At 68.8% G+C, this 22606-nt stretch carries 27 protein-coding genes; 10 read left to right on the forward strand and 17 right to left on the reverse strand.

Translation table 11 applies throughout. The annotated features are described in order from the left end of the window. Positions 1-286: 286 nt before the first annotated feature. Positions 287-1297, reverse strand: a complete 1011-nt coding sequence (locus tag B7K26_RS09395; protein ID WP_084078935.1) for a DMT family transporter — start codon at positions 1295-1297, stop codon at positions 287-289. Positions 1298-1335: 38 nt separating this feature from the next. Between B7K26_RS09395 and B7K26_RS09400 the strand changes: the two genes are divergently transcribed. Next, positions 1336-1872: a CGNR zinc finger domain-containing protein gene (locus tag B7K26_RS09400; protein WP_084078936.1), complete on the forward strand. Its 537-nt coding sequence runs from the start codon at positions 1336-1338 to the stop codon at positions 1870-1872. Between the two features lie 13 nt (positions 1873-1885). On the opposite strand, the gene B7K26_RS09405 is transcribed toward B7K26_RS09400, so the two are convergent. Continuing rightward, positions 1886-2719 (reverse strand): DUF4097 family beta strand repeat-containing protein, encoded by an 834-nt coding sequence (locus B7K26_RS09405; RefSeq protein WP_084078937.1) that lies wholly within the window; start codon positions 2717-2719, stop codon positions 1886-1888. Beyond that, positions 2716-3204 carry a toxin-antitoxin system HicB family antitoxin gene (locus tag B7K26_RS09410; RefSeq protein ID WP_084078938.1) on the reverse strand — a complete coding sequence of 163 codons (489 nt, stop codon included), beginning with the start codon at positions 3202-3204 and terminating at the stop codon, positions 2716-2718. Before B7K26_RS09410 ends, B7K26_RS09405 begins: the two co-directional genes overlap by 4 nt. A 182-nt stretch (positions 3205-3386) precedes the next feature. On the opposite strand from B7K26_RS09410, the gene B7K26_RS09415 reads away from it, so the two are divergent. Next, positions 3387-3608 carry an SCO4848 family membrane protein gene (locus tag B7K26_RS09415; protein WP_234998773.1) on the forward strand — a complete coding sequence of 74 codons (222 nt, stop codon included), beginning with the start codon at positions 3387-3389 and terminating at the stop codon, positions 3606-3608. Positions 3609-3613: 5 nt separating this feature from the next. Here B7K26_RS09415 and B7K26_RS09420 read toward each other — a convergent pair whose 3' ends face one another. After that, positions 3614-4381: an SDR family NAD(P)-dependent oxidoreductase gene (locus tag B7K26_RS09420; RefSeq protein WP_084078940.1), complete on the reverse strand. Its 768-nt coding sequence runs from the start codon at positions 4379-4381 to the stop codon at positions 3614-3616. 125 nt (positions 4382-4506) lie between these two features. On the opposite strand from B7K26_RS09420, the gene B7K26_RS09425 reads away from it, so the two are divergent. Beyond that, on the forward strand, positions 4507-5355 hold the full coding sequence (locus B7K26_RS09425; RefSeq protein ID WP_084078941.1) for a helix-turn-helix domain-containing protein: 849 nt from the start codon (positions 4507-4509) through the stop codon (positions 5353-5355). A 10-nt stretch (positions 5356-5365) separates the two neighbouring features. On the opposite strand, the gene B7K26_RS09430 is transcribed toward B7K26_RS09425, so the two are convergent. Both B7K26_RS09430 and B7K26_RS09435 read right to left on the reverse strand, forming a co-directional pair. After that, the gene (locus B7K26_RS09430; protein WP_084078942.1) at positions 5366-5866 is read right to left on the reverse strand and encodes an ATP-binding protein; all 501 of its coding nucleotides are present in this window, start codon (positions 5864-5866) and stop codon (positions 5366-5368) included. Positions 5867-5871: 5 nt separating this feature from the next. Further along, positions 5872-6261, reverse strand: a complete 390-nt coding sequence (locus B7K26_RS09435) for a DUF2510 domain-containing protein (protein WP_084078943.1) — start codon at positions 6259-6261, stop codon at positions 5872-5874. Between the two features lie 109 nt (positions 6262-6370). On the opposite strand from B7K26_RS09435, the gene B7K26_RS09440 reads away from it, so the two are divergent. Continuing rightward, positions 6371-6793 (forward strand): iron chaperone, encoded by a 423-nt coding sequence (locus B7K26_RS09440; RefSeq protein ID WP_084078944.1) that lies wholly within the window; start codon positions 6371-6373, stop codon positions 6791-6793. A 75-nt stretch (positions 6794-6868) separates the two neighbouring features. Then, positions 6869-7780, forward strand: a complete 912-nt coding sequence (locus B7K26_RS09445) for a pseudouridine synthase (RefSeq protein ID WP_084078945.1) — start codon at positions 6869-6871, stop codon at positions 7778-7780. On the opposite strand, the gene B7K26_RS09450 is transcribed toward B7K26_RS09445, so the two are convergent. After that, on the reverse strand, positions 7741-8289 hold the full coding sequence (locus tag B7K26_RS09450; protein ID WP_084078946.1) for a GNAT family N-acetyltransferase: 549 nt from the start codon (positions 8287-8289) through the stop codon (positions 7741-7743). The genes B7K26_RS09445 and B7K26_RS09450 overlap by 40 nt on opposite strands. 182 nt (positions 8290-8471) lie before the next feature. On the opposite strand from B7K26_RS09450, the gene B7K26_RS09455 reads away from it, so the two are divergent. Next, positions 8472-8720: a hypothetical protein gene (locus tag B7K26_RS09455; protein ID WP_084078947.1), complete on the forward strand. Its 249-nt coding sequence runs from the start codon at positions 8472-8474 to the stop codon at positions 8718-8720. 22 nt (positions 8721-8742) lie between these two features. Here B7K26_RS09455 and B7K26_RS09460 read toward each other — a convergent pair whose 3' ends face one another. After that, a complete protein-coding gene (locus B7K26_RS09460; RefSeq protein WP_143340625.1) occupies positions 8743-9519 on the reverse strand; it encodes a hypothetical protein in 777 nt (258 codons plus the stop codon). Between the two features lie 161 nt (positions 9520-9680). Here B7K26_RS09460 and B7K26_RS09465 point away from each other — a divergent pair, with 161 nt between their 5' ends. After that, complete coding sequence (locus tag B7K26_RS09465) at positions 9681-10274, forward strand: class I SAM-dependent methyltransferase (protein ID WP_234998774.1); 594 nt, start codon at positions 9681-9683, stop codon at positions 10272-10274. Positions 10275-10298: 24 nt separating this feature from the next. Here the strand turns inward: B7K26_RS09465 and B7K26_RS09470 are convergent, their stop codons facing one another. From B7K26_RS09470 to B7K26_RS09485, 4 genes are all read right to left on the reverse strand, one after another. Beyond that, positions 10299-10637: a nucleoside triphosphate pyrophosphohydrolase gene (locus B7K26_RS09470; RefSeq protein ID WP_159449656.1), complete on the reverse strand. Its 339-nt coding sequence runs from the start codon at positions 10635-10637 to the stop codon at positions 10299-10301. A 36-nt stretch (positions 10638-10673) separates the two neighbouring features. Beyond that, entirely contained in the window at positions 10674-11003 is a 330-nt protein-coding gene (locus B7K26_RS09475) for a HepT-like ribonuclease domain-containing protein (protein ID WP_084078951.1), read from the reverse strand. A gap of 20 nt (positions 11004-11023) precedes the next feature. After that, positions 11024-11353, reverse strand: coding sequence for a nucleotidyltransferase family protein (locus tag B7K26_RS09480; protein ID WP_084078952.1), 330 nt, complete (start codon positions 11351-11353; stop codon positions 11024-11026). Between the two features lie 199 nt (positions 11354-11552). After that, positions 11553-12470, reverse strand: coding sequence for a LysR family transcriptional regulator (locus B7K26_RS09485; RefSeq protein WP_084078953.1), 918 nt, complete (start codon positions 12468-12470; stop codon positions 11553-11555). Positions 12471-12550: 80 nt separating this feature from the next. Between B7K26_RS09485 and B7K26_RS09490 the strand changes: the two genes are divergently transcribed. Further along, positions 12551-13504 (forward strand): DMT family transporter, encoded by a 954-nt coding sequence (locus B7K26_RS09490; RefSeq protein ID WP_084078954.1) that lies wholly within the window; start codon positions 12551-12553, stop codon positions 13502-13504. Positions 13505-13619: 115 nt separating this feature from the next. Here B7K26_RS09490 and ychF read toward each other — a convergent pair whose 3' ends face one another. Beyond that, the gene (ychF, locus tag B7K26_RS09495) at positions 13620-14705 is read right to left on the reverse strand and encodes a redox-regulated ATPase YchF (protein WP_084078955.1); all 1086 of its coding nucleotides are present in this window, start codon (positions 14703-14705) and stop codon (positions 13620-13622) included. A gap of 78 nt (positions 14706-14783) precedes the next feature. Between ychF and B7K26_RS09500 the strand changes: the two genes are divergently transcribed. Further along, on the forward strand, positions 14784-14990 hold the full coding sequence (locus B7K26_RS09500) for a hypothetical protein (protein ID WP_084078956.1): 207 nt from the start codon (positions 14784-14786) through the stop codon (positions 14988-14990). A gap of 76 nt (positions 14991-15066) precedes the next feature. On the opposite strand, the gene B7K26_RS09505 is transcribed toward B7K26_RS09500, so the two are convergent. The 4 genes from B7K26_RS09505 to B7K26_RS09520 all read right to left on the reverse strand — a co-directional run bounded on the left by B7K26_RS09505 (position 15067) and on the right by B7K26_RS09520 (position 20650). Then, a complete protein-coding gene (locus tag B7K26_RS09505; protein WP_084078957.1) occupies positions 15067-16815 on the reverse strand; it encodes an ABC transporter ATP-binding protein in 1749 nt (582 codons plus the stop codon). Beyond that, positions 16812-17759 (reverse strand): ABC transporter permease, encoded by a 948-nt coding sequence (locus tag B7K26_RS09510; protein ID WP_084078958.1) that lies wholly within the window; start codon positions 17757-17759, stop codon positions 16812-16814. Before B7K26_RS09510 ends, B7K26_RS09505 begins: the two co-directional genes overlap by 4 nt. After that, entirely contained in the window at positions 17752-18678 is a 927-nt protein-coding gene (locus B7K26_RS09515) for an ABC transporter permease (RefSeq protein ID WP_084078959.1), read from the reverse strand. The genes B7K26_RS09510 and B7K26_RS09515 overlap by 8 nt, the downstream gene beginning before the upstream one ends. Positions 18679-18985: 307 nt before the next feature. Continuing rightward, on the reverse strand, positions 18986-20650 hold the full coding sequence (locus B7K26_RS09520) for an ABC transporter substrate-binding protein (protein WP_234998775.1): 1665 nt from the start codon (positions 20648-20650) through the stop codon (positions 18986-18988). A 272-nt stretch (positions 20651-20922) separates the two neighbouring features. Here B7K26_RS09520 and rmuC point away from each other — a divergent pair, with 272 nt between their 5' ends. Further along, a complete protein-coding gene (rmuC, locus tag B7K26_RS09525) occupies positions 20923-22389 on the forward strand; it encodes a DNA recombination protein RmuC (protein WP_143340627.1) in 1467 nt (488 codons plus the stop codon). Positions 22390-22606 lie beyond the last annotated feature (217 nt).

Raw genomic sequence — 22606 nt, forward strand, 5'->3', positions numbered from 1 at the left:
CACTGCATCACTTCTGACGCTCGTCGTCGACGCCATCGTCAACCTCCCGTCACCCCTGGTACCGCACCGGTAACGGACATAGTAGCCGCGTACTTTTTCACGCAGATGACGCGCGCGTGACCGTGACCGACGAGGCGCCAAGAGCGTCCGCCCCGTCGCGCACGTGTGGGGAAGGCTACGTGCTCGGATCGGTTCGAGGACAGCCCGCACACAAGAAAATGGCGGCCCGGGCGGCGCGCAAGGAGGGGGAGTGCGCCGGCCCGGACCGCCAGGTCTGGGGGATCCGTCAGACGGCCACGGGGGCCGGAGGATCGGTGACCGCAGGGGGTTCCATCACGGACTCGAGGGGGGACTCGGCGGGACGCTCGCCCAGCTTCACCACGATGACACCTGCGACGACCAGCAGCGCGCCGCCGATCTGCATGGGGCCGGGCACCTGGCCCAGCAGGAACCAGGCGAACAGCGCGGCGGCGAGCACCTCGGTGAGCGCCACGAACGACCCCAGGCGGCTGCCGAGGCGACGGTTTGCGGCGATACCCGCGACATAGGAGACCCCGGCGGTGACCACTCCGAGGACCGCGACCACGAGCCACCAGGGCGCGTCGAACGGCACGAACTCCACCGTTCCCGTGGCGAAGGCGATCGGGACGATGCCCGTGAGCGCGGCGATCGACAGGATCGCGAGCGCGCTCACCATGCCGCCAGCGGCGAGGGTGAGCGGCGGCAGGCCGTTGGAGTCGTCGCCCGACAGGATGAAGTAGACGGACGCCCCCACCATGGCGCCCAGGGCCCACAGGATGCCGACGAGGTCGATCTCGCCCCCGCCGAGGACGTCGAGCAGCAGCACGAGGCCCGCGAAGGCGATGCCGGCGCCGCCGAGCGTGAGACGGGTGGGCCGATGCCCGTGGCGCAGCCACATGAAGAGCACCACGACCACGGGCGCGAGGTACTCGATGAGGAGCGCGACCGAGACGGGAAGGTGCTGGACGGCCATGAAGTAGAACAGCTGCGCACCGGCGACGGCGAACGCTCCGTAGGCCACGATCGTGGCCCACGAACGGCGGACGAGGTGCCAGCGGCCGCGCAGCGCGACGATGCCGGGGATCAGCAGTACCGCGGCGGCGATGGCGACGCGCACGAGCGTCGCAGCGCCCGCGGTCCAGCCGAGATCCATGAGCCCGCGGCCGAGCGATCCCGACATGCCAAATGACGCCGATGCCACGAGTGCGAAGGCAAGGCCGGAGCCGAGTCGCGGCGCCACCGAGGGCGCGATCGTGTCATGAGTCAAAGTCGCCATGACTGATGACAGTAGACCCCAAGTGGTAATGTGTCAAAATGGTCTTCGCAAGTGACACGGCCGAGGCGCTCGAGTCCGGCGTCTTCCTCGCCAACTCCGAGCTCGAGCCCGATACGTTGACCGAGCTCGAGCACCTCGAGGCGTTCTTCGATGACTTCCACTACACGGGTCACCGCCCCACCGCCGCCGACCTCGAGCCGGTGCGCGCGATCCGCACGCAGCTGCGCCAGATGTTCAAGGCCACGCGCGACGGCGCGGTGCCGCTCGTCAACGCCGTGCTCGCCGAGCACCAGGCGCTTCCCCAGGTGGTGCGCCACGGGGACGTCGACTGGCACATTCACGCCATCAGCGACGACAAACCCTTCCACGAGCGCATCCTCGTCGAGACCGCCATGGGAATGATCGACGTGATCCGCTCCGACGAGATCAGCCGGTTTGGGCGCTGCGAGATGGACGACTGCGACGGGGTGGTCTTCGACCTGTCGCGCAACCGCTCCCGGAAGTACTGCACCACCACCTGCACCAACCGTGCGGCCGTGCAGGCGTACCGGGCGCGCCAGGCCGACGAGGACTGACGCGCCCCGTGCCTTACGCGCGGTAGACGCTGATCGATCCGTAGCCCGTGCGGGCGTGAAGTTCGACAGAACGCTCGCCCTCGACCGGCCCGTGGTCGGCGTCGAGTTCGGTGCGCACGTCCCCGTGGGACGAGGACGCGTCGAGCCACACCGCTGTACCGCGTCGCACGCCGATCTTGACCGAGCCGTGGGTCGCCTCGAAACGGGACGCCCCCTCGAGGAGCGCTCCCACCTTGATCGAGCCGTTTGTGGACCGTGCTGCCACGCCGCCACTGGCGCTGCCCACGCGGATCGACCCATTCGTCGTCTCGAGCGTGGCGGAGCCCGCGACATCGTCGACGCTCAGCGAGCCGTTGGTGCCGCGCACCGCGAGCGTGCCACCCACACGCCCCACCTTCGCGGCGCCATTGGTGAGCCGCACTTGGGCCTCCCCCACGACCTCGCCCACCTGCACCGAGCCGTGACCGCCGGCGACCTCGAGCGCATCGGCCCGCTCGACACGAATGGCCCCGTACGAGGCGGCCACCCGTGCCGCGCCGAGCCGTCCCACCAGGCGCACCTCGCCGTACTTGGTGGACGCGTCGACGTCGAGCCCCTCGGGCCCCTCGACGATGACGTCAACCGCGTCGGGGCGCCCCAGCATCGAGGTGCGGGCGGGCACGGTCACGACCACCGTCGCGCCCACCCTCTCGACGTTCGCGTTCTCGGCGGCCTCGCGGTCCCCCGCCCGCAGGCGGTTGGAGGGGTTGACCACCACGGACACCTCTGCGCGGCCCGCGATGCCCACCACCTCGATGCGCCCCGCGGGAATCTCGATCCTGACGCCCGCGATCTCTCGCTCACTCATCGGACCCACCCCTGGTAGGACGCGGCGGCACGACCACGGCGGGACTGCGGCCCCGGGCTCACGGCGGCGGCGACGGCGCGCACCAGCCACGCGTTCAGCGACACACCCTCGGCCGCTGCAGCCGCCTCGGCGCGCGCCTTCAGCGCGTCGGGAAGGCGAAGCGTGGTGCGGGAGGTCGCATCGTCGTCACCGACCACCTCGGGCGCGGCCGATGCCACGGCGGGCTCGGCGGCCGCCTCGCCCTCGGGCCGTGTCACCACGAAGCCGACGTCGCGCCCGCGCACGCGTAGGTCGACGGAACCGGGGGCGAGGTCGCTGGAGATCTCCCCCGCCGCCTCGGACAGTGCTTCGACGAGCACCAGGCGCGTCGCGGCGTCGAGCGCTGCGGCGAGGCGCTCCGCGGTTTCCCGGGTCTCGTCGGTCCCCGCGCCCGCGGCGGCCACGAGCTGGCGCTGCAGTTCTTCGGTGTAGTGCATGAGTTCCATGGCGTCATGGTGACACCAATCTGACACCATCGCAAGTAGGGGCGGCGCGGATGCGCTGACGTACACTTGTGGTGGGACCTAGGTCCCACCCCGCACGCGAGTGTGGCCGCCGGGGCTCATCACCCCGGATCATGCATCGGCGGCCGCACCGCGCAGCGCGATCCATCGCCTACAGTGCGACAGTGGTCCTCTTCCTCAGCCTGATCCTTCTGATCAACGCCGTCTTCTCGTTCACGGTGTGGCCGCCGTTCCTCAGGCGCATCGCCGCCGACGAACGCTCCACCGATGCCGCCGGCAAGCGCACCCGGTTCTTCACCGTGCACCTCGTGCTGATCTCGACCGCACTCGTGCTGGCGGCGGTCGCGTTCGTGGCGGCGGTCATCGGCTTCGCGTCGCTCGCGTAGGCCGCTTAGAGGCGGTAGCCGCCCGAGGCCTCGATGCGCTGCGCGGTCACCCACGCCGCCCCGGGATCGAGCACGCCGGCAATGACCCCGGCGATGTCGTCGGCCGTCGCGGATCGCCCGAGCGCCGTGCCCTCGGCGAACACCTGACGCACCTGCTCGTTTCCCTCCCAGCCCGAGAACGCCGTCTCGACCGGGCCGGGCGCCACCTGGTTCACGCGGATACCGCGCCCGCCGAGTTCCTGCGCCCAGTAGCGTGTGAGGACGTCGACGGCGCCCTTCATCGCGGCGTACGCGTCGCGGCCCACGTGAACGAAGCGGGTGAGCCCGGTGCCCAGCAGCAGCACCGCTCCCCCGTCCGCGAGCAGCGGCGCCCCGTTGGCGGGAGCGGCGATCGCCTGGGTGAGCAGGTACACGCCGCGCACGTGGGTGGCGTAGAGGGCGTCGAGCGTCGCGGCGTCGGTCGTCGCCAGCGTGGTGTCGGCCCCCTGGCCGGCGTTGTTGATCACCGCGGTCAGCGCGGCGCCGTCCCAGTGCTCGGCGAGCGCGGCGCGCAGCGCCTGGGCGAACGGCGCGATCGCGTCGGCGTCGGCGATGTCGAGCTCCAGCGCCACCGCGCGGCGGCCCATCGCCTCGATGTCGGCGACCACGGCATCGGCCTCGTCGCGGTGCGAACGGTAGGTCAGCACCACGTCGTGGCCGCGGCGGACGAGTTCGAGGGCCGTCGCACGGCCGATGCCGCGGTTGGCTCCGGTGATGAGGGTGATGTCTGTCATGGGATGCCTCCTTGGTTGGGGTGTGGTCCCAGCCTGGGGCGGCCCGGCGCGGCGAACCAGGCGCCGCTCACCCTGGGGATGACGTCCCCAGGGTGAGCACGTGCGACCCCCGCATACTGGGAGGCATGGACCTCACCGGACTGGGCACCTTCCTGCGCACGCGTCGCGACCGCCTCACCCCCGCGGCCGTCGGACTGGTGCCGGGACCTCGGCGGCGCGTGCCCGGGCTGCGCCGCGACGAGGTGGCGGTGCTCGCCGGCGCCTCCGTGGAGTACTACACGGAGCTGGAGCAGGGCTCGAAGGCCCAGCCGTCCGAACAGATGCTGGCGGCGCTGGCGCGAGCCCTGCGGCTCTCGACCGACGAGCGCGATCACCTCTTCCGGCTGGCGGGGCGACCGGTGCCCGCGCGGGGCGACGATGCCCACGTAGACCCCGCGATGCTCGCCCTGCTCGACAGGCTCGACGACACCGCGGCCGCCGTGGTCAACGACCTCGGCGAGGCGCTCGTCACCAACCGCCTCGCCGTCGCGCTCATGGGAGAGAAGACGGGAATGGCCTGGCCCGTTTCGTCACAGATCTACCGTTGGTTCGTCACCCCCGAGGCGGGCCGATGGATGCATCCCGAGCACCAGCACGCGCGGCTCTCGGAGTCCCTCGTGGCGGACCTCCGCGTGGCCGCCGGGCGGCGCGGCCCGGACGACCCGCGCCTGGCGAGGCTGGTCGCGGACTGTGCCGAGGCATCGGCCGAGTTCAGGGCGCTGTGGGAGGCGCACGAGGTGAGGCTGCGCCGCGCCGACGCGAAGGTATTCGTGCACCCCAGCATCGGCGAGATCGACCTGTTGTGCCACAGCCTGCACACCGACGACGGCTATCAGCGCCTGCTGTGGTTCAGCCCGCGCGAGGGAACGGACGCCGCGGAGAAGATGGCGCTGCTCGCGGTCGTGGGCGTCGAGGACGTGGTGACGCCGGGCTGATGAGCAGCCGCTACCTCCTCAGGGCGGCAAGCATGTCCCCCGCGTCCGGTGCGGTGATCACGTCCGTCTCGTCCGACGCCGGTCGCTCGAAGCCTGCGGCGTAGGTGTCGAGAAGCGCGGCGGGCACGTCGATAGCGTCCGGCGCGGGCGCTCCGGTGGCGCGCACGTCGAGCCTGTCGCGGAGGGTTGCGAGCGGCACGTCGAGGAAGGCCACGGTCACACGCGCTCCGGCCGAGGCCGCGAGCCGACGAAATTCGTCTCGCATGGCGCGCGACCAGAACGAGTAGTCGACCACGGCATCGGCTTCCCGTGAGAGCGCTACGACGAGACGATCGCGATGCGCGTCCACGACGCGATCGCGCACGTCGCCCGGGAGGGGGTGCTGCCGATAACCCTGCTCCCAGGCGTCGACGTCGATCGACAGTCGCAGCCAGCCGTCGGCCTCGAGCGCCCGCGCGACGGTCGACTTGCCGGCGCCCGCCAGCCCGCACATGAGGACGCAGCGTGCCACCGGCGTCAGGTGAGCCGCTCGAACACCATGGTCGCCTGGATGCGGTCACCGCCGCCCAGGCCGCCGGTGCCCGACGACGCGGTGGTGATGGTGTGGAGCCGGTAGCCCAGCGCTGCCTGCCCATTGATGACGCGCTCGAGCTCGGTGAGGTTGTTGGATCCCGATCCCCACATCTTCTCCTTGAGGACCACCTGCAGCACCACGTAGCTTGCGCCCGCGGCACCGGGGCGCGGCTGGGCGCCGGAGACCGCATCGGCCTGCGCGCGGCCGATCATCCCCGAGACGCCGCCACCCTCGGGTGCCTTGTCGCGCGTCGTCTCGGTCCAGGCCTCCCCGTCCCACCAGCGCTCCTTGCCAGTGCCGTCGTCGTACCACCCTGCCGCGGCGTTCGCCATGCCTGCCCCCGTCACTCGTGGTCGCCACCGTTGGCGACGCTCGGAGCCTATCGACCGCGACGCGGCCGCGCGACGTAGCATCGTCGGAGGACCGAGCGAGGGAGCAGGCATGGGCGAGAACGGCTGGACCGAGGCGGAGAAGGCCGCGATGAAGGAGCGCGCCGAGGAGCTGCGCTCGGAGCGTGGCGGCAAGAAGAAGGCCGATGCCCTGGCGGACCTGATGGCCAAGGTCGCCGAAATGCCCGACGCCGAGCGGCTCATCGCCGAGCGCATTCACAGCCTGGTCATGGCCGCCGCCCCTCGGCTCGAGCCGCGCACCTGGTACGGCATGCCCGCCTGGGCGAAGGACGGCAAGGTGCTGTGTTTCTTCCAGCCCGCCACCAAGTTCGACTCGCGGTACTCCACGTTCGGCTTCCAGGACGTCGCCGCGTTGGACGACGGCGTGATGTGGCCAGCGTCCTTCGCCCTCACCGCGCTGGGCCCGGCCGAGGCGGAGCAGATCACGGAGCTCGTCACGCGCGCGATGGGGTGACGGGCGCGGCCCTCGCCGCGCGGTGGTCCGTACGATGGGCGGCGTGCTCGCCCCCGTCTTTCCGGCATCGGCCTGATGCCTCGCTCGCCACTGCCCCAGCGCCACGGGCTCGACGCCGCGTGGGTCCGCATGCCGGGCCCCTCGGAGGCGACCCAGGCGTGGGCCACGGTCGGCGCGTTTCTCCACGACCGCCTGCCCGCGCGTGCGGAGGTGGCGAGCATGTTGTCGGCGGGCGAGTTCGTCGATGAGGCGGGCGTCCCGCTCACCGGCGACGAGCCGTATCGGCCGCACCGGTTCGTGTGGTTCCACCGCCCCGTGGCGCCCGAGGCCGAGATCCCGTTTCCCCTGACGGTGCTCGACCGCACTGAGAACCTGGTCATCGCCGACAAGCCCCCGTTCATGGCCACCACTCCCCGCGGCGCCCACGTGACACAGACGGCGCTGATCCGCCTGCGCGTCGAGCTGGGGCTTCCCGAGCTCGCCCCCGCGCATCGGCTCGACCGGCTCACCTCCGGCGTGCTGGTCTTCACTACCCGACGCGAGGTGCGCGGCGCGTATGCGGGCGTGTTCCAGTCGCGGGCCGCCGTCAAGACCTACGAGGCGATCGCTCCGTTCGACCCCTCGCTCGCGTTCCCGCTGCGGCTCGTGGGCCGCATCGTGAAGCATCGCGGCAGCCTCCAGGCCGCCCTGGTGCCGGGCGAGCCCAATGCGGAGACGCTCGTCGAGGTGGCAGAGGTGCGCAGCTCCTGGGCGAGGTATCGCCTCTCCCCCGTCACCGGCAAGACCCACCAGCTACGCCTCCAGATGGCCGATGCCGGGCTTCCCCTCGTCGGCGACCCCCTGTACCCCGTGGTGGCGGCCGATGCCCCCGACGACTACGACGCGCCGCTGCAGTTGGTCGCGCGCAGGCTGCGGTTCACCGACCCTCTCGACGGCGCGGAGCGGGACTACGCGAGCGGCTTCGCGCTGACCTGGCCCTCCTCGTAGGCGGACTCGCGCACCATGCGTGCGACCTCCATCGGGTGTCCCGCGAGCGGGACCTCCTTGACTGCTCCCTCGAACGAGAAACCGTGGGCGCGATAGAAGGCGAGGGCGTGCCGATTTCCCGTCCACACCCACAGGTAGGCGTCGCCCGCGCCGATGGCCGCGGTGAGCAGGCGGGTGCCGAGCCGGCCGCGCTGGTGCGCGGCCAACACGTACAGCCCCTCAAGTTCGCGCGCCACGGGCGCGTCGTCGTCACGGCCCTCGCTGGCGTTCGCGAAACCCACCACGGCATCGGCCACCGTGGCGACGTACGTGTGGACGTCGTCGAGCCGTAGCGTGTCCGCCCAGCGTGCCGCGCGTGCGTCGAGGTCCACGTCGTCGAGCGCGCCGGCGGGAAGCTCAGCGCCGTACGACTCTCGCCACGATTGGACGTGCATCCGGGCGATCGCCGCGGCGTCGTCGGGGGTGGCTCGGCGGATCACGGCGGGAGTGCCGTCGGCGGGACGGGTCATGCCGGACACGCTAGCGGTAGCGGCGCCGGCGTAGGCTCACCGGCATGAGCCTTGCGGGTGCTCACGGATGGGGGTGGGACGTGAATCGGTCACGGCGGCGCGGCGGTGTAGCCGCGGGGATTGCGTTCGTTGCCCTGACGCTCGTTGGCTCCGGATGCGGCGCGGGGGACGGCTCGGAGTGCGTGAGCTTCGTCGGCGAGATCAATCCGTGGTCCGGCGGGGAGGCGACGGCCACCGGGGCGGTCGCGGCGTGGATCGAGTCCGCCGGGGACCGCGGCCTCGGCGACCTGGATCCCACGGGCTGGTCGCTCACGTCCGACGGCGGCGACGATCAGGTGTTCACCCGCGGCGACTCCACGCTGCAGGTGACGGCGGTTGACGTCACGGGCACCACCGAGTGGTTCGTCGACCGGGCCACCGTGTGCCCGTAGCCCGAGACTCCGCGAGGCGGATTCAGAGCGCGAGGTCGCGCGCGAGGCTCGCAAACCAGCGCTTCTGATACTCGGACAGGTCGCTCCGTAGCGCCGACTGGGTGCTCTCCACCACGAAGTCACGGGTCCAGAGACCCGCCTTCACGAGACCCGGCACGACCACTGTGCGGATCGTCCCATCACCGTGCGGAAGGAGGTCGCGCTGAGCCAACGAGGCCGCCTTAACCCCGGGGGTAGTGAAGATTCGGGTGAACAGCCGTTCTGTGACGATCGGCCGCGCGAGCAACCAGGTCAACAGCGGCCGACCGGGCTCGGCGGTTAATCCGCTGAAGAGCATGAGGACCGCGCCATCGTGGTGAGGAGCAGGCACCAGTTCCTCTTCGATCCACTCGTACATCACCGAGCGTCCGCCGTTGCGGTCCCCGTGCTTGGGGTTCGCCGCGTAGTCCGCGGACCATCTCTCCACGAAGATCGACAGATCCCTCGGGAACAGCATCGGGTAAACCGCGCCCGCAAACGAGGGATCCGATGGGATCGGCCACACCTGTGCGGCACGGGCCGGCGGGAGGGCCGCCAGCAGGACAACGGTCGCGGCGTCGCCATGACGATCCGTCATGCGGCCCTCCCACGCACCGATGAACTGCTCACGTCCGCCGGGATAATCCGGCCGGAGGCCGCGAAGCCAACTCGTCACCGTCGATCCCTGAGAGACGCTCAGAATCGCCCGCGCCTGCCCCACGAGAGGCTGACAGATGGTCCGCCTCACCTCATCATCAAGGGAAGCGAGCTCGGAGAGCATGTCGTCGCGTCGACCGGTGCTGAGCAGTTGCCTCACGGACGCTGGCGTGACCATCGGCTCAGACTAGCCAAGCCTGGCCGCCGCGCTCGAGGAAGCGCCGGGGGACGTGGCCGCGACCAGCCCGCCCGAGACCTACGCTCCAAGGCATGAGCCTTCCCGCCGTGATCGACGCGTACGAGGCACGGGCCGCCGAATACGTCGCGCGCTTCGGGCGCATCGAGGACGCTGCGGCCGCGGACCGCCGGTCAGTGCTCGACTGGGCGCGCGACTTCCAAGGGCCGCTGCTCGACGTCGGCTGTGGTCCCGGGCAATGGACGGGCTACCTCGCGCGGCATGGGCTGACGGTCGCCGGCGTCGATCCGACACCTGCATTCATCGCGGCCGCACGACAACAGCACCCACATCTGAACTTCGACCTGGGCGACGCCGAGGATCTCGCGGTGGACGACGGCACGCTCGATGGGGTGCTCGCCTGGTACTCGCTGATTCACACCCCGCCCGCGGGGATCGACTCACCGCTCACCGAGTTCGCGCGCTGCGTGCGACCCGGCGGCGGTCTGGCGATCGGATACTTCGCGGGTGACGAGTGCGAGCCCTTCGACCATGCGGTGGCAACCACCTACCAGTGGCCGGCATCCGCGCTTGCCGAGCGGATCGAGGCATGCGGATTCGCGGTCACCATGAGCCAGACGCGCGTGGAGTCCGCCACACGTACGCACGGCTTCATCACCGCCACACGTATTGGACGGCCGTAGCGGGGAGATCGCGGCGCGACACCCTCACCGCCCCGACGGGCGCCCGTCGCCAGCCACGTACTCGACAGACTCGAGCCGCAGGCTGAACCCACCGTAGTTCGAGCGCTTCGAGTCAGCCGCCCGCTCGACGTCCGTCAACGAGAAACCGCGCATTCGCGCCAAGGTCGAGATCAGCTCATACAGGTCGCCAAGCTCCTCGAGCAATTGCTCCTCGGTGCGCGCGACTGCCGCTTCGTGTGCCTCTTCCACGAGTTGGGCTTGTAGCGCTTCTGTGAACTGCGCGGGTGAGAGCGCCCGTGTCACGATGTGTCCGCCGTTTGCTTGGACCGCGGCCGGTACTCCATCGCGGATGAGTTTCCCCATGGCGCCCATGATGCCGGAAATCCCCCTCTTGAGGGCTCAGGCATCCTCACGCGAATTAGCAGCGACATGCTGGCGCATCGCTCGTTCGAGCGGCGGGAGGAAGTTATTCACCACGTCTCGGATCACGTCGATGTCAACGCCGAAGTACTCGTGCACCAGGATATTGCGGAAGCCGCGTATCTGGGGCCAGGCAATCTCGGGGTGCGCTGCGAAGACCTCGGCGGTCAGATGGTTTTCGGCCTCGCCGATGATCTGAAGGTTGCGTTCGATCGCATCCTCAGCCATGTCGATGACGTCGGGGTAGCCGCCATCAAGAACAGCGACATATCGCTCGCACCGCGCGATCGCCTCGAGGATGTCGGCGATCCTGTGCTCGACGCCTCAGCTCACAAAGCGACCGCATCGGCAATGGCTGTCTGCGAGATCTGCCGCTTCAGCAATTGCACTGGGAAGACATCGATGTCGTCACGGCCGAACAGTGTCCGAAGCTCCTCCATCAAGCCCGAAGCCCGCATGAGGAGGTTGCCATCGGCGGGATCCATCTCCACGAGGATGTCGATGTCACTGCCCTCTTGGGCCGTGCCTCGCGCGGCAGAACCGAACAGCCGCGGACCAGTCGCCGCGTACTTGACCAACAGGGCCTCGAACTCCTCGCGGCGCGCTTCAACGAGTCCACGAAGCGCAAGGCTTTCGGGAGTCACGTCGGTGGCAGACATACCCCCAAGGATAGGGTCCGTCTCGCCAACGGTCGAAGAAGCAGACAGACCGCGTCCCCTACGCGGCCAGGCATGGTGGACGCCGTCTCTATGCGACAGATCTGCGACGAAAACTACACGTTGAAGCAGAAATCCACCACGTTCCGAAGCCGAACAACTTCTTGCGCTCGCCCCACAACGAGGCCATGGTGACCACCTGTCAGCCAAGTTCCGTCGGCCTTGCTCGAGCGTGAGCACGAGCCTCGAGCCTTCGGATCAGGCCGTTCAGTCCAGGGTCTGTGCTCTGCGACGCCCTGCGCGCACAGTGCACGTGGCGCGCGATGGGTGCGGCGGGGGCGACGAGGATGACGTTCTCTGGAAGCGATGCCACCGCGAGGTCGGGCACGAGCGCGACACCGACGCCCGCGGAGACCAACGCAAGCAATACGTCGAAGTCCGAAGACTCTGCGACGACCCGAGGGCGGAACCCGGCGATGCCGCAGGCACGTTCCATCATCGTGAAGCACGTGAGATCCGTGGCGGGCGCGACCCAACTGTTTCCGTGCAGATCTGCAAGGTCGATGCGCTCGTTCACCGCAGGGTCATCGGCCCGAATGGCAATCCAGACGGGCTCGGTCATCAACGGCGTGGTGATGACGGCATCCGGGATATCGCGCGGGACGTTTGAGTAAGAATGCACGACTGCGAGGTCAGCGCCGCCCTTCGCCACCGCGGCGAGCGCAGCTTCAGGCTCGAGAGTGGTGAGCCGAAGGACGGGCCCTTCTCCCGCGGAGGCAAGCTCTCCCCAAAGCTCCGCGACAATTGTCCGGGCAGCCGACGGGAACGCCGCGACGGAGTAGGAGCCCGACTCACCTCTCCTGAGGGCGTCAAGTTCGTGCTCGGCGAGGGTAAGTCGGTTGAGAACGTCGTGCGCATGCGACGCAAGCCGCCGCCCGGCCGGCGTCAGCACCAGGCGCCGACCCCGGCGTTCGGTCAGGGGAAGACCTATCTCGCGCTCGAGCGAGCGCAACTGCATGGAGATCCCTGGCGCTGTGAGGTGGAGGTGATCAGCTACGGCGGCGATGGTGCCCAGCCTGTCAAGCGCGGCGAGCATCCCGAGCTTCCTCACATCGATCATCCGATCATTAAAGCATGCTGATCTTTTGCTCAACAATAATTCAATTGTGTTGAACATCGTGCGTGGGCAATGCTTGGACCATGAAGATCGATCGCGCCCGCCTGGCCGGCCTGTGTGTCGTAGTCCTGTGGGCAAGCGCCTTCCCCGCTATCCACGTCGCCGTGCTTGATCTCGGCGTCATCGGACTCTCGTTCGTCCGCCTTGCGGTCGCGACAGCCGCCCTGCTCACCGTGGGCGCGCTTGTCGGGCTTCGGATGCCCAGGCGAGAAGACGTGCCGTGGATCGCCGCCGCAGGTTTCTTCGGCATGTTCGCCTATCAGCTCTTGCTCAACGCGAGCGAAATCTTCGTGCCGGCGGGAACCGCGAGCATCATCGTCTCCGCCGCACCCCTCGTCTCGGTGGCTACCGCATGGGTGCTCTTTCGTGAGCCCGTCACCCGCCGCACTGTAGTGGGCAGCGCGATCGCCTTCGGCGGCGTCGCCCTCGTGTGCCTCGCCCGTGCGCACGTGTCACTCTCAGCTTCTGTCGCCATCGTCTTAGCCGCCATGATCGTGCAAGGCATCTATCACCCGCTCCAGCGCCCCCTGACCCGCCACTACACGGGTTTGGAGGTCGCCACCTACGCCATGGTCGCTGGCACACTGTTCACCATCCCCTTAGTGCCTTTCGGATGGCCACAGATGGTCAGCGCGTCTGGCGGGGCTTGGGCGGCAGGGATCTACCTCGGATTGCTTCCCTCGGCCCTCGGATTTGTCTTGTGGGCGTACGCGGTGGGGCGGATGCCAGTCGCAGCCTCGACATCACTGCTCTACCTCGTGCCGCCTGTCGCAGTGTTCATCACGTGGGCCTGGATCGGCGACGTCCCGCTCGTCGCCGAGATTGCCGGTGGGCTGATCATCGTGGCAGGGGTCATGGTCATCAGCCAGCGCAAGCGCGTCCGGCAGTCCATCGACTCGGGCAAGAATCACCGAGCCAATCTCCGTTCGACGGCACCCGGCGTCGAGATGAGAGCGCCAGGAGGCCCCCACGCGTGACGGCGCACGGCCGCGAGGATCGACGCCCGCGATGATGCCCACATCGCGGGCACAACCGATGCCTCTCAGCACCCAGCGCAACACGCCACGGCGCGCAGCCCCTGCGGCCGAGCCACTACACGTTAAATCTAAACTCCACCACGTCGCCATCGGCCATGACGTAGTCCTTGCCCTCCATGCGCACCCGGCCGGCGGCCTTGGCATCGGCCATCGAGCCGTGCTCCATGAGGTCGTCGAAGGAGACCACCTCGGCCTTGATGAAGCCGCGCTCGAAGTCGGTGTGGATAACGCCGGCCGCCTGCGGGGCGGTCGCGCCCTTGGGGATGGTCCACGCGCGCGCTTCCTTGGGACCCGCCGTGAGGTAGGTCTGCAGGCCGAGCGTGTCGAAGCCCACGCGCGCCAGCTGGTCGAGGCCGGACTCGCTCTGACCGGTCGACTCGAGCATCTCGCGCGCCTCGTCTCCGTCGAGCTCGATCAGCTCCGACTCGAACTTGGCGTCGAGGAAGATCGCCTTCGCGGGGGCGACGAGCGCCTCCAGCGCGGCCTTGCGGTCCTCGTCCATGAGGCCCTCGTCGTCGGTGTTGAAGACGTAGATGAAGGGCTTGGTGGTCAGCAGGTTGAACTCACGCAGCTCGGCGGCGTCGATGCCCGCAGCGGCCGCGCCAGCAAACAGCGTCTGGCCTGCCTCGAGGACCTCCTTGGCCTGCTGCACGGCGGCGAGCTGCTCGGGCGAGCCCTTCTTGATCTTGACCTCCTTCTCGAGGCGCGGGAGCACCTTCTCGATGGTCTGGAGGTCGGCAAGGATGAGCTCGGTCGAGATGGTCTCGAGGTCGCCGGCCTCGTCCACCGAGCCGTCGACGCGGGTCACGTCGGAGTCGGCGAAGGCGCGGGTCACCTGGCAGATCGCGTCGGCCTCACGGATGTTCGCGAGGAACGCGTTGCCCAGGCCCTCGCCCTCGGAGGCGCCCTTCACGATGCCGGCGATGTCGACGAACGACACCGTCGCGGGCACCAGCTTCTCCGAGCCGAACTTCTCCGCGAGCTGGCCCAGCCGGGCGTCGGGGAGCGGCACCACGCCGACGTTGGGCTCGATGGTCGCGAACGGGTAGTTCGCGGCGAGCACCTCGGCGCGGGTGAGGGCGTTGAAGAGGGTGGACTTGCCCACGTTGGGCAGGCCGACGATTCCGATAGTGAGAGCCACGGTCGTTCATTCTAGTAGCGACGGCCGATGCGTGGGTCCGGCGGGCGGTCACACCCCACCCGGCGTAGCGTGACGGCTATGAGTGGACTCGAGGAGGCCTTCCTTCCCGGAGCGGCCGATGCCATCGATGAGTTGGCGCGCGAGAAGGTGCTGCCCGCGCCAGTCCCGGCTCCCAGTCCCCCGCTGATCACCGACGACGGCTGCGAGGTGGTGATCCCCGCCATCGGCACGGCCGACGCCGCGATTCTGCCCGAGCCGCCGCGGGTGAGGCGCGACGAGGGCTGAGCCACAGCATCGGCCGCCAGAAAGCCGAACGGCCCGGCACCCCTGAGGGGTACCGGGCCGTGTGAAACGCGAAGGGTCAGACGCCCCAGTCGAGCCCCGCGCCGGGGATGGCGTCGAGGAGTCGCTGCGTGTACGGCTGCTTGGCCGACTCGAAGATCTCGTCGGTGCTGCCGGACTCTACGATCTTTCCCCGCTCCATGACCGCGACGTTGTCGGCGATCACGCGCACCACCGCGAGGTCGTGCGTGATGAACAGGTAGGTGAGGCCCAGCTCGGCCTGCAGGTCGGCAAGGAGCTGCAGGATCTGCGCCTGGACCAGCACGTCGAGGGCGGAGACCGCCTCGTCGAGCACGACCACGTCCGGCTTCAGCGCCAGGGCACGGGCGATCGCCACGCGCTGACGCTGTCCACCGGAGAGCTCGTTCGGGTAGCGGTTGAACAGTTCCGCGGGAAGCGAGACCTGGTCGAGCAGCTCCAGCACGCGCTCGCGGCGCACCGACTTGTCGGAGATGCCGTGCACGCGCATGGGCTCGGCGATCGACGACGCGATGGACCGCTGCGGGTCGAGCGACGAGTACGGGTCCTGGAACACCGGCTGCATACGCGAGCGGAGCTTGAACAGGTCCTTGCGGGACACACCGGTCATCGCGGTGCCGTTCACGGTGATCTCACCGCTGGTCGGCTCCTCGAGGCCCAGGATCATCTTCGCCGCCGTCGACTTGCCCGAACCTGACTCGCCCACGAGCGCAAGCGTCGTGCCCTTGGGGATGTCGAAGGAGATCGTGTCGACAGCGCGGAACGGCTCCGAACGGAAGCCCTTCTTACGGATCGAGAAGTCCTTCGTCAGGTTCTTCACCGAGACGACCGGGGCCGCGTCGGCATCCACCGACTCCGCACGACGCTCCGCCATCTGCGCCATGTCGAAGGTCGCCGCATCGGCGCCCTCCTCACGCGCGGACGTCGACTCGAGACGACGCGACGCGAGCGACGGGGCCGCCGCGATGAGGCGCTGCGTGTACGGGTGCTGCGGGTTGGTCAGCAGGTCCTTGCTGGGGCCCGCCTCGACGATACGGCCCTGGTTCATCACGATGACCTTGCTGGCGCGCTCGGCGGCCAGGCCCAGGTCGTGGGTGATGAGCAGGACGGCGGTGCCGTTGTCCTTGGTGAGCGACTCGATGTGATCGAGGATCACCTTCTGGACGGTGACGTCGAGCGCCGAGGTGGGCTCGTCCGCGATGAGCAGCTTGGGGTCCGCACCGAGGCCGATGCCGATCAGCACGCGCTGACGCATACCGCCGGAGAACTGGTGCGGGAACTGGCTCAGGCGACGCTCCGCGTCCTGCAGGCCGGCCTGCTGAAGAACCTCGATGGCGCGAGCCTCGATCTCCTTCTTGCCGCTGGCCACGCCGTTGGCGCGGATAGCCTCGCGGACCTGGAAGCCGACCGACCACACCGGGTTGAGGTTCGACATCGGGTCCTGGGGCACGTAGCCGATGACGCCGCCACGGATGGCCGCCATCTTCTTCTCGTCGTGGTCGACGATGTTGGTGCCCTCGACGAGGACCTCGCCGCCGGAGATGCCGCCGTTGCCGGGCAGCAGCTTCATGAGCGCGGTCGCGGTCGTGGACTTGCCGGAGCCGGACTCGCCGACGATCGCCACGGTCTCGCCGGGGAAGATGTCGAACGAGACGCCGCGGACGGCGTTAACGGGGCCGTTCTGGGTCCGGAACGTGACCTCCAGGTCACGCACCGACACGAGCGGCTGGTTCGGGTCGGCCACGGGCACGGTGCCGTGCGAGTCGGTCACGGGGATGGTCTCCGTCATCGTCGGGCCCTCGCCTTCGGGTCGAGGGCGTCACGGATGAGCTCGCCGAGGAAGGTGAAGGCGAGCACCGTCAGGGTCAGTGCCAGGGAGGGCCAGAACAGGGCCGAGGGGTTGGTCCTCAGCGTCTGCTGGGCCTGGGCGATCTCGTTACCCCACGACATGTAGCCGTTGAGGCCGATACCGAGCAGCGACAGCGTCGCCTCCGCGGTGATGGCCGCACCGAGCGACAGCGTCAGGGTCACGATGACGGGGCCCATCGAGTTGGGCAGCACGTGCTTGAGGAGCGTCGAGCCGCGCGAGCGGCCGATCGCCTCGGACGCCATGACGTACTCGAGGTTCTTGTTTCTCAAGACCTCGGCACGCACGATGCGGGCGAGAGATGCCCACGCGAAGCCACCGATGGCGAACGAGATCACCAGCGGGTTGCGGTACTCCGACATGACGGACATGACGACCACGGCCGCGAGGAAGTAAGGAATCGAGAAGAAGATGTCACCCACGCGGGACAGGAACGAGTCCACCCAGCCGCCGTAGAAGCCGGCGATGGCACCCATCGGGATACCGATGGCGCCGGTGATGGCGACGACCAGGAGGCCGACGGTCAGCGACGTGGAGGCGCCGTAGATGATGCGCGAGTAGACGTCGCAACCCTGGCGAGTAAAGCCGAGGGGGTGGCCGTCGACGGGCGCGCCGTTGCTGTCGGCAAGGAGGCACGCGCCGGGGGCGTTGGGGTCGAGCGGCGTGAACCACGACGGGAACAGCGCCACGACGGTGACGAGCAGCGCCAGCACCAGGGCAACGTAGAACAGCGGACGCTTGCGCAGGTCGCGCCAGGCGTCGAGCCACATGTTGGACTTGCGGGCCGACAGCTTGACCTGGTCGACCGCGCCCGGCTGGGTCTCGTCGACCGGGGCGACGTAGTGATCGGGGTGGCGGTCAGACATAGCGGATCCTCGGGTCGAGCACGGCGTACAGAAGGTCGACGAGGATGTTCACGATGATGTACATCACCGTGAGGATCGTCACGAACGACACGATGGTCGAGACCTCGCTCAGACCAATCGCGTCGTAGAGCACCTTGCCGATACCGGGGATGTTGAAAATGCCCTCAGTCACGGTCGTACCGGCGATCAGCGCGCCGAAGCTCGCCGCCGTGTTGGTGATGACCGGGATCAGCGAGTTACGCGCCACGTGCACGGGAATCACGCGCTTCGACGTGAGGCCCTTGGCGTAGGCGGTGCGGACGTAGTCGCCCTCGCGCGCCTCAATCACCGAGCCGCGCATCAGGCGCATACCCACCACGTAAATGGTGAGCGCGATCGTGATGCCGGGGAGCATCAGCGCGCCCCAGGTCACGTTCGCACCCACGGTCACGGGCGCCCAGCCGAGCTTGATGCCGATGAAGTACTGGGCGACGAACAGCGCGACGAACGGGGGGATGGAGTTCAGCACCAGCGCGAGCAGCAGCGACGCGTGGTCGGCGAACTTGCCCTTGCGCAGGCCCGACAGGAGACCGAAGCCCACCGACAGGATGAACTCGGCGACCACCGCGATCGTGACGAGCATCAGCGTCGTCGGGAATGCTCGGGCGAAGATCTCGTTCACGGACTGACCCGAGAACGTGACGCCAAGATCACCGGTGAAGAAGTCCTTGATGTACAGGAAGTACTGCACGATGAAGGGCTGGTCGAGGTTGTACTGCTCCCGGACCGCCTCCAGCACTGCCGGGTTGGGCGTGCGGTCGCCGAAGAGGGCGAGCACGGGGTCTCCCGGCATGGAGAAGACCATGAAGTAGATCAGGAACGTCGTTCCGAAGAACACGGGGATGGCCTGGAGCAGGCGCTTGAGCACATAAAGCGTCATCTGCGCACTCCTCGGGCTCGAGTCAGTGAATGCATAGGGTGCCGATTCTAGTGTGAACACGCACACGGGTAGCGCATGCTGTCAGCGAGAGTACCCGTAGGCGCGGGCGCGACGCGATCTCGTCGCCGTCGCAGCGTCCCTGCGGGTCGGCCGGCGCCGGGGTGCGGCGGCCTGGGTGCCCTGGTCCGGGCGGGAGTGGCCGATGCGGGTGGTGACCGTCGCATCGGCCGGTGTCCTGACGGACACACGAACGGGCCCGCCGCGCCTAGGGGCGAGGCGGGCCCGTCCGGATGTGGATCGCTAGGGCTTACTCAGCCTTGGTGATCTCGTAGAACAGCGGGACCGAGTGCCAGTCGAACACGACGTTCGAGACGGACTCGGAGTAACCACCGGTCACGTTGGAGTACCAGAGCGGGATGGCGGGCAGGTCCTGGAACAGAACCTCCTGGGCCTCCTGGAACGCCTCGGTCGCGGCGGCGGTGTCGGTGGCCGACTTGCCCTCGTCGATCAGCGAGTCGAACGCCTCGGACGAGTAGTCACCGTCGTTCGAGCCGGCGCCGGTGTAGTACAGCGGGCCGAGGAAGTTCTCGAGCGAGGGGTAGTCCGCCTGCCATCCGGTACGGAACGACGCCGTGATGTTGCGGTCGGTGATGTCCGTGCGGAACTCGGCGAAGGTCGCGTAGGGCAGGCCCGCCGCGTCGATGCCGAGGGTGTTCTTGATCGAGTTGACGACAGCGTCGACCCAGGCCTGGTGGCCACCGTCGGCGTTGTAGGCGAGCTCGAAGGTGCCGGTCCAGGGCTCGATCGCGTCGGCCTCGGCCCACAGCTCAGCGGCGGCCTCGGGGTCGTACGCGAGGACCTCGGAGCCCTCGAGGGAGTCCGACCAGCCGTCGATGACGGGCGAGGTGAAGTCCGACGCGGGGGTGCGGGTGCCCTCGAAGAGGACGTCCGTGATCTCGTCACGGTTGATCGCCATCGACAGGGCCTGGCGGCGCAGGAGGCCGGCCTCGCCCTCGAAGCGGGTGTCGCTCGCGGGGATGGTGAACGACTGGAAGATGGCGGCGGGCTGGTTCACAGCGCGGTCGCCAAGGTCGGCCTCGAAGGTGGCGAAGGCCGAGTCCGGGATGCCGTCGATGACGTCGACGTTGCCGGCGAGGAGGTCGGCGTAAGCCGCGTCCTGGGTCGAGTAGAACGTGATCAGCAGGCCACCGTTCTGAGCGGTGCGCTCACCGGCGTAGGTGTCGTTGACGCCCAGCTCGATCTGGACATCGTGCTGCCAGTCGTCGGCCGACGCGAGGGTGTAGATGCCGTTACCGACGGGAGCCTTACCGAAGGCCTCGGGGTCCTCGAAGAACGAGTCGGGAAGCGGGTAGAAGGCGGAGTAGCCCAGCGCGAGGGGGAACTCGGCGTTCGGGGCGGCGAGCGTGACCGAGAAGGTCAGGTCGTCGATGACCTCGAGGCCCGACATCGCGGGGTTCGAGGCGCCCTCGTCGGTGTTGTAACCGTCGAAGCCCTCGATGGGCTCGAAGAAGTACGAGTTGAGGGCGGTCGCGGCGTTGGCCGGGTCCGCGCCCCAGTTCCAGGCGTCAACGAAGTTGTGCGCCTGCACGGGGGTGCCGTCGGTGAACGTCCAGCCATCCTTCAGCGTGATGGTGAACGTCTGCGAGTCCTCGGTCTCGATGGACTCGGCGACCTCGTTGTGCGCGGCGCCGTCGCCGTCGTAGTACACGAGACCCGCGAAGAGCGCGTCGATGATCTTGCCGCCACCGGTCTCGTTGGTCGCAACCGGGATGAGCGGGTTGGCGGGCTCGGAGCCGTTGGTGGTGATGACCGCGGTCGACGTGGCCTCGGTGGCGCCTTCGGTGGCGCTGCTCGAGGTCTCTGCCGGGTCCTCCGACGAGCATCCGGCGAGGACGAGCGACGCGCTCAGCGCAGCCGCCACGCCACCCAGGATGGCCTTGTTCTTCTTCACTATTCCTCCTTGCGCCCCGTGCGGATGCGCGGGACTGGGCATGGGACGCTCCGGGTCTCGAAGCGACACACAGGTTTCCCACGGACGTGCCCGCAGGGTGCAGACAGAATAGGCAGGCGTTTTTTGCCGATGTGTTTCCTGCGGCCATCCTGTGCGTGTTTTGTTCCCGAATCGTGACGTTTCGGGGCCCAAATGTGACGGATCTCACAGACTCGCCGTCTCGCGATGCGAGACGGCTTTCGATGTCAGAGGTCCGTGACAGGCTCGTAGGCATGATCGAGATCCTTCTTGTCGCCGCCTCGCTGGTCGCCGGCGCCGCCTGCGGCTACCTGCTGGCCGCGCGTCGCTCCGCCGCCGCCGTACGCGAGGCCGCGCTCGCGTCCGCGCGGGCCGATTCCGCGACGTCGGCACTGGTCGTACAGCAGGACGCGTGCGCGTCTCATATGTTGGACATCACGGATTTGCGCGAACGGCTTTCTCGTGCCCAGTCCGACGCTGCCGGCGCCACCGCCCGGCTCGAATCCGTCCGGGATCAGTGGGCGCTCGACACGCGTGCTGCCTCGCAGCGCGAGGAGCAGCTGGTCGCCCAACACGAGCAGCGCCTGCGCGAGGTCGCCGCCGATCACGAGCGCTACGTCGCGCAGGTCAGGGGCGATCACGAGTCCCTCAGGCGAGAGTTTGAGGCACTGTCCGCCAAGGCGCTGCGGGGCTCGCAGGAGGCCCTCGTTCAGCTCGCGCAGGAGCGCCTGGGCAAGGAAAGGGTGGCGGCCGACGCCGAACTCGCCAAGCGCGAGGAGGCTGTGCGTCAGCTCGTGGAGCCCGTCGCCAAGGCCCTCGCCGAGGTGCAGCGCCAGACCACCGAGGCGGACCGCACCCGCGCCGCCGGCCAGGCGCAGCTCACCGAGCAGGTGCGCCAGATGCTGGAGGCTTCTGCCCAGCTCGACAAGCGCACGGGCGACTTCATCAACACGCTGCGCCGCTCCGACGTGCGCGGCAACTGGGGCGAGGTGCAGCTGCGCCGCGTCGTGGAACTTGCCGGGATGCTCCCGCACGTGGACTTCACAGAGCAGGAGGTGGTGAGGGACGCCGACGGGAACGTCTTGCGACCGGATATGACGGTCCACCTCGCCGGCGGGCGCACCATCGTCGTCGACTCGAAGGTGGCACTGTCCGCGCTGCTCGAGGCGTTCGAGGCGGACGACGAAGCCGTGCGTGCCTCGCGACTGGCCGCCCACGCGCGCCACGTCAAGAAGCACGTCGACGACCTCGCAGGCAAGCGCTACTGGGACCAGTTCGACGCCGCGCCGGAGTTCGTCGTCATGTTTGTGCCCTCCGAGGCGTTTTATCAGGCGGCGCTCGAGCAGGACCCCGACCTGCAGGAGTACGCCTACGGCAAGCGCGTCTTCATCGCCTCCCCCACCACGCTGGTCGCGATGCTGCGCACCGTCGCTCACGCGTGGCGCGAGGACGCTCTCGCGAAGAACGCCCAGCAGGTGCTCCTCGCAGGTAAGGACCTCCACGACCGCCTCGCCACCATGGGCGAGCACCTCTCGAAGGTGGGCCGCTCGCTCGAGGGAGCCACCAAGGCGTACAACGCGACGGTCGCGTCACTCGAGTCTCGCGTGCTGGTGAGCGCGCGCCGGTTTGGGCAGATGCAACAGATCGAGGCGGAGCTCGAGTCTCCGCCGCAGGTCGCCTCCGAGCCGCGCACCCTCGCGGCCCCGGAACTCACCGACTGACCGCGAACGGCAGGCTCCCGCGCCGAAACCGTGCATCCTGCGCCATGGTGGTCAGCGAAGGCGCCCTTCTGCACGTTGGCGCGCCGCAGTGGTCAGTGAGGGTGCAGAGCCCACGCGTCATGGAACGTTGGCCACGTGACACGTGACACGTGACACGTACCAGCGGACACCACCCTGGGCGTCCACTTCGCGTCACCCAGATGCGTCGAGACACCCT

The organism is Demequina sp. NBRC 110057, from assembly GCF_002090175.1.
Lineage (GTDB): Bacteria > Actinomycetota > Actinomycetes > Actinomycetales > Demequinaceae > Demequina.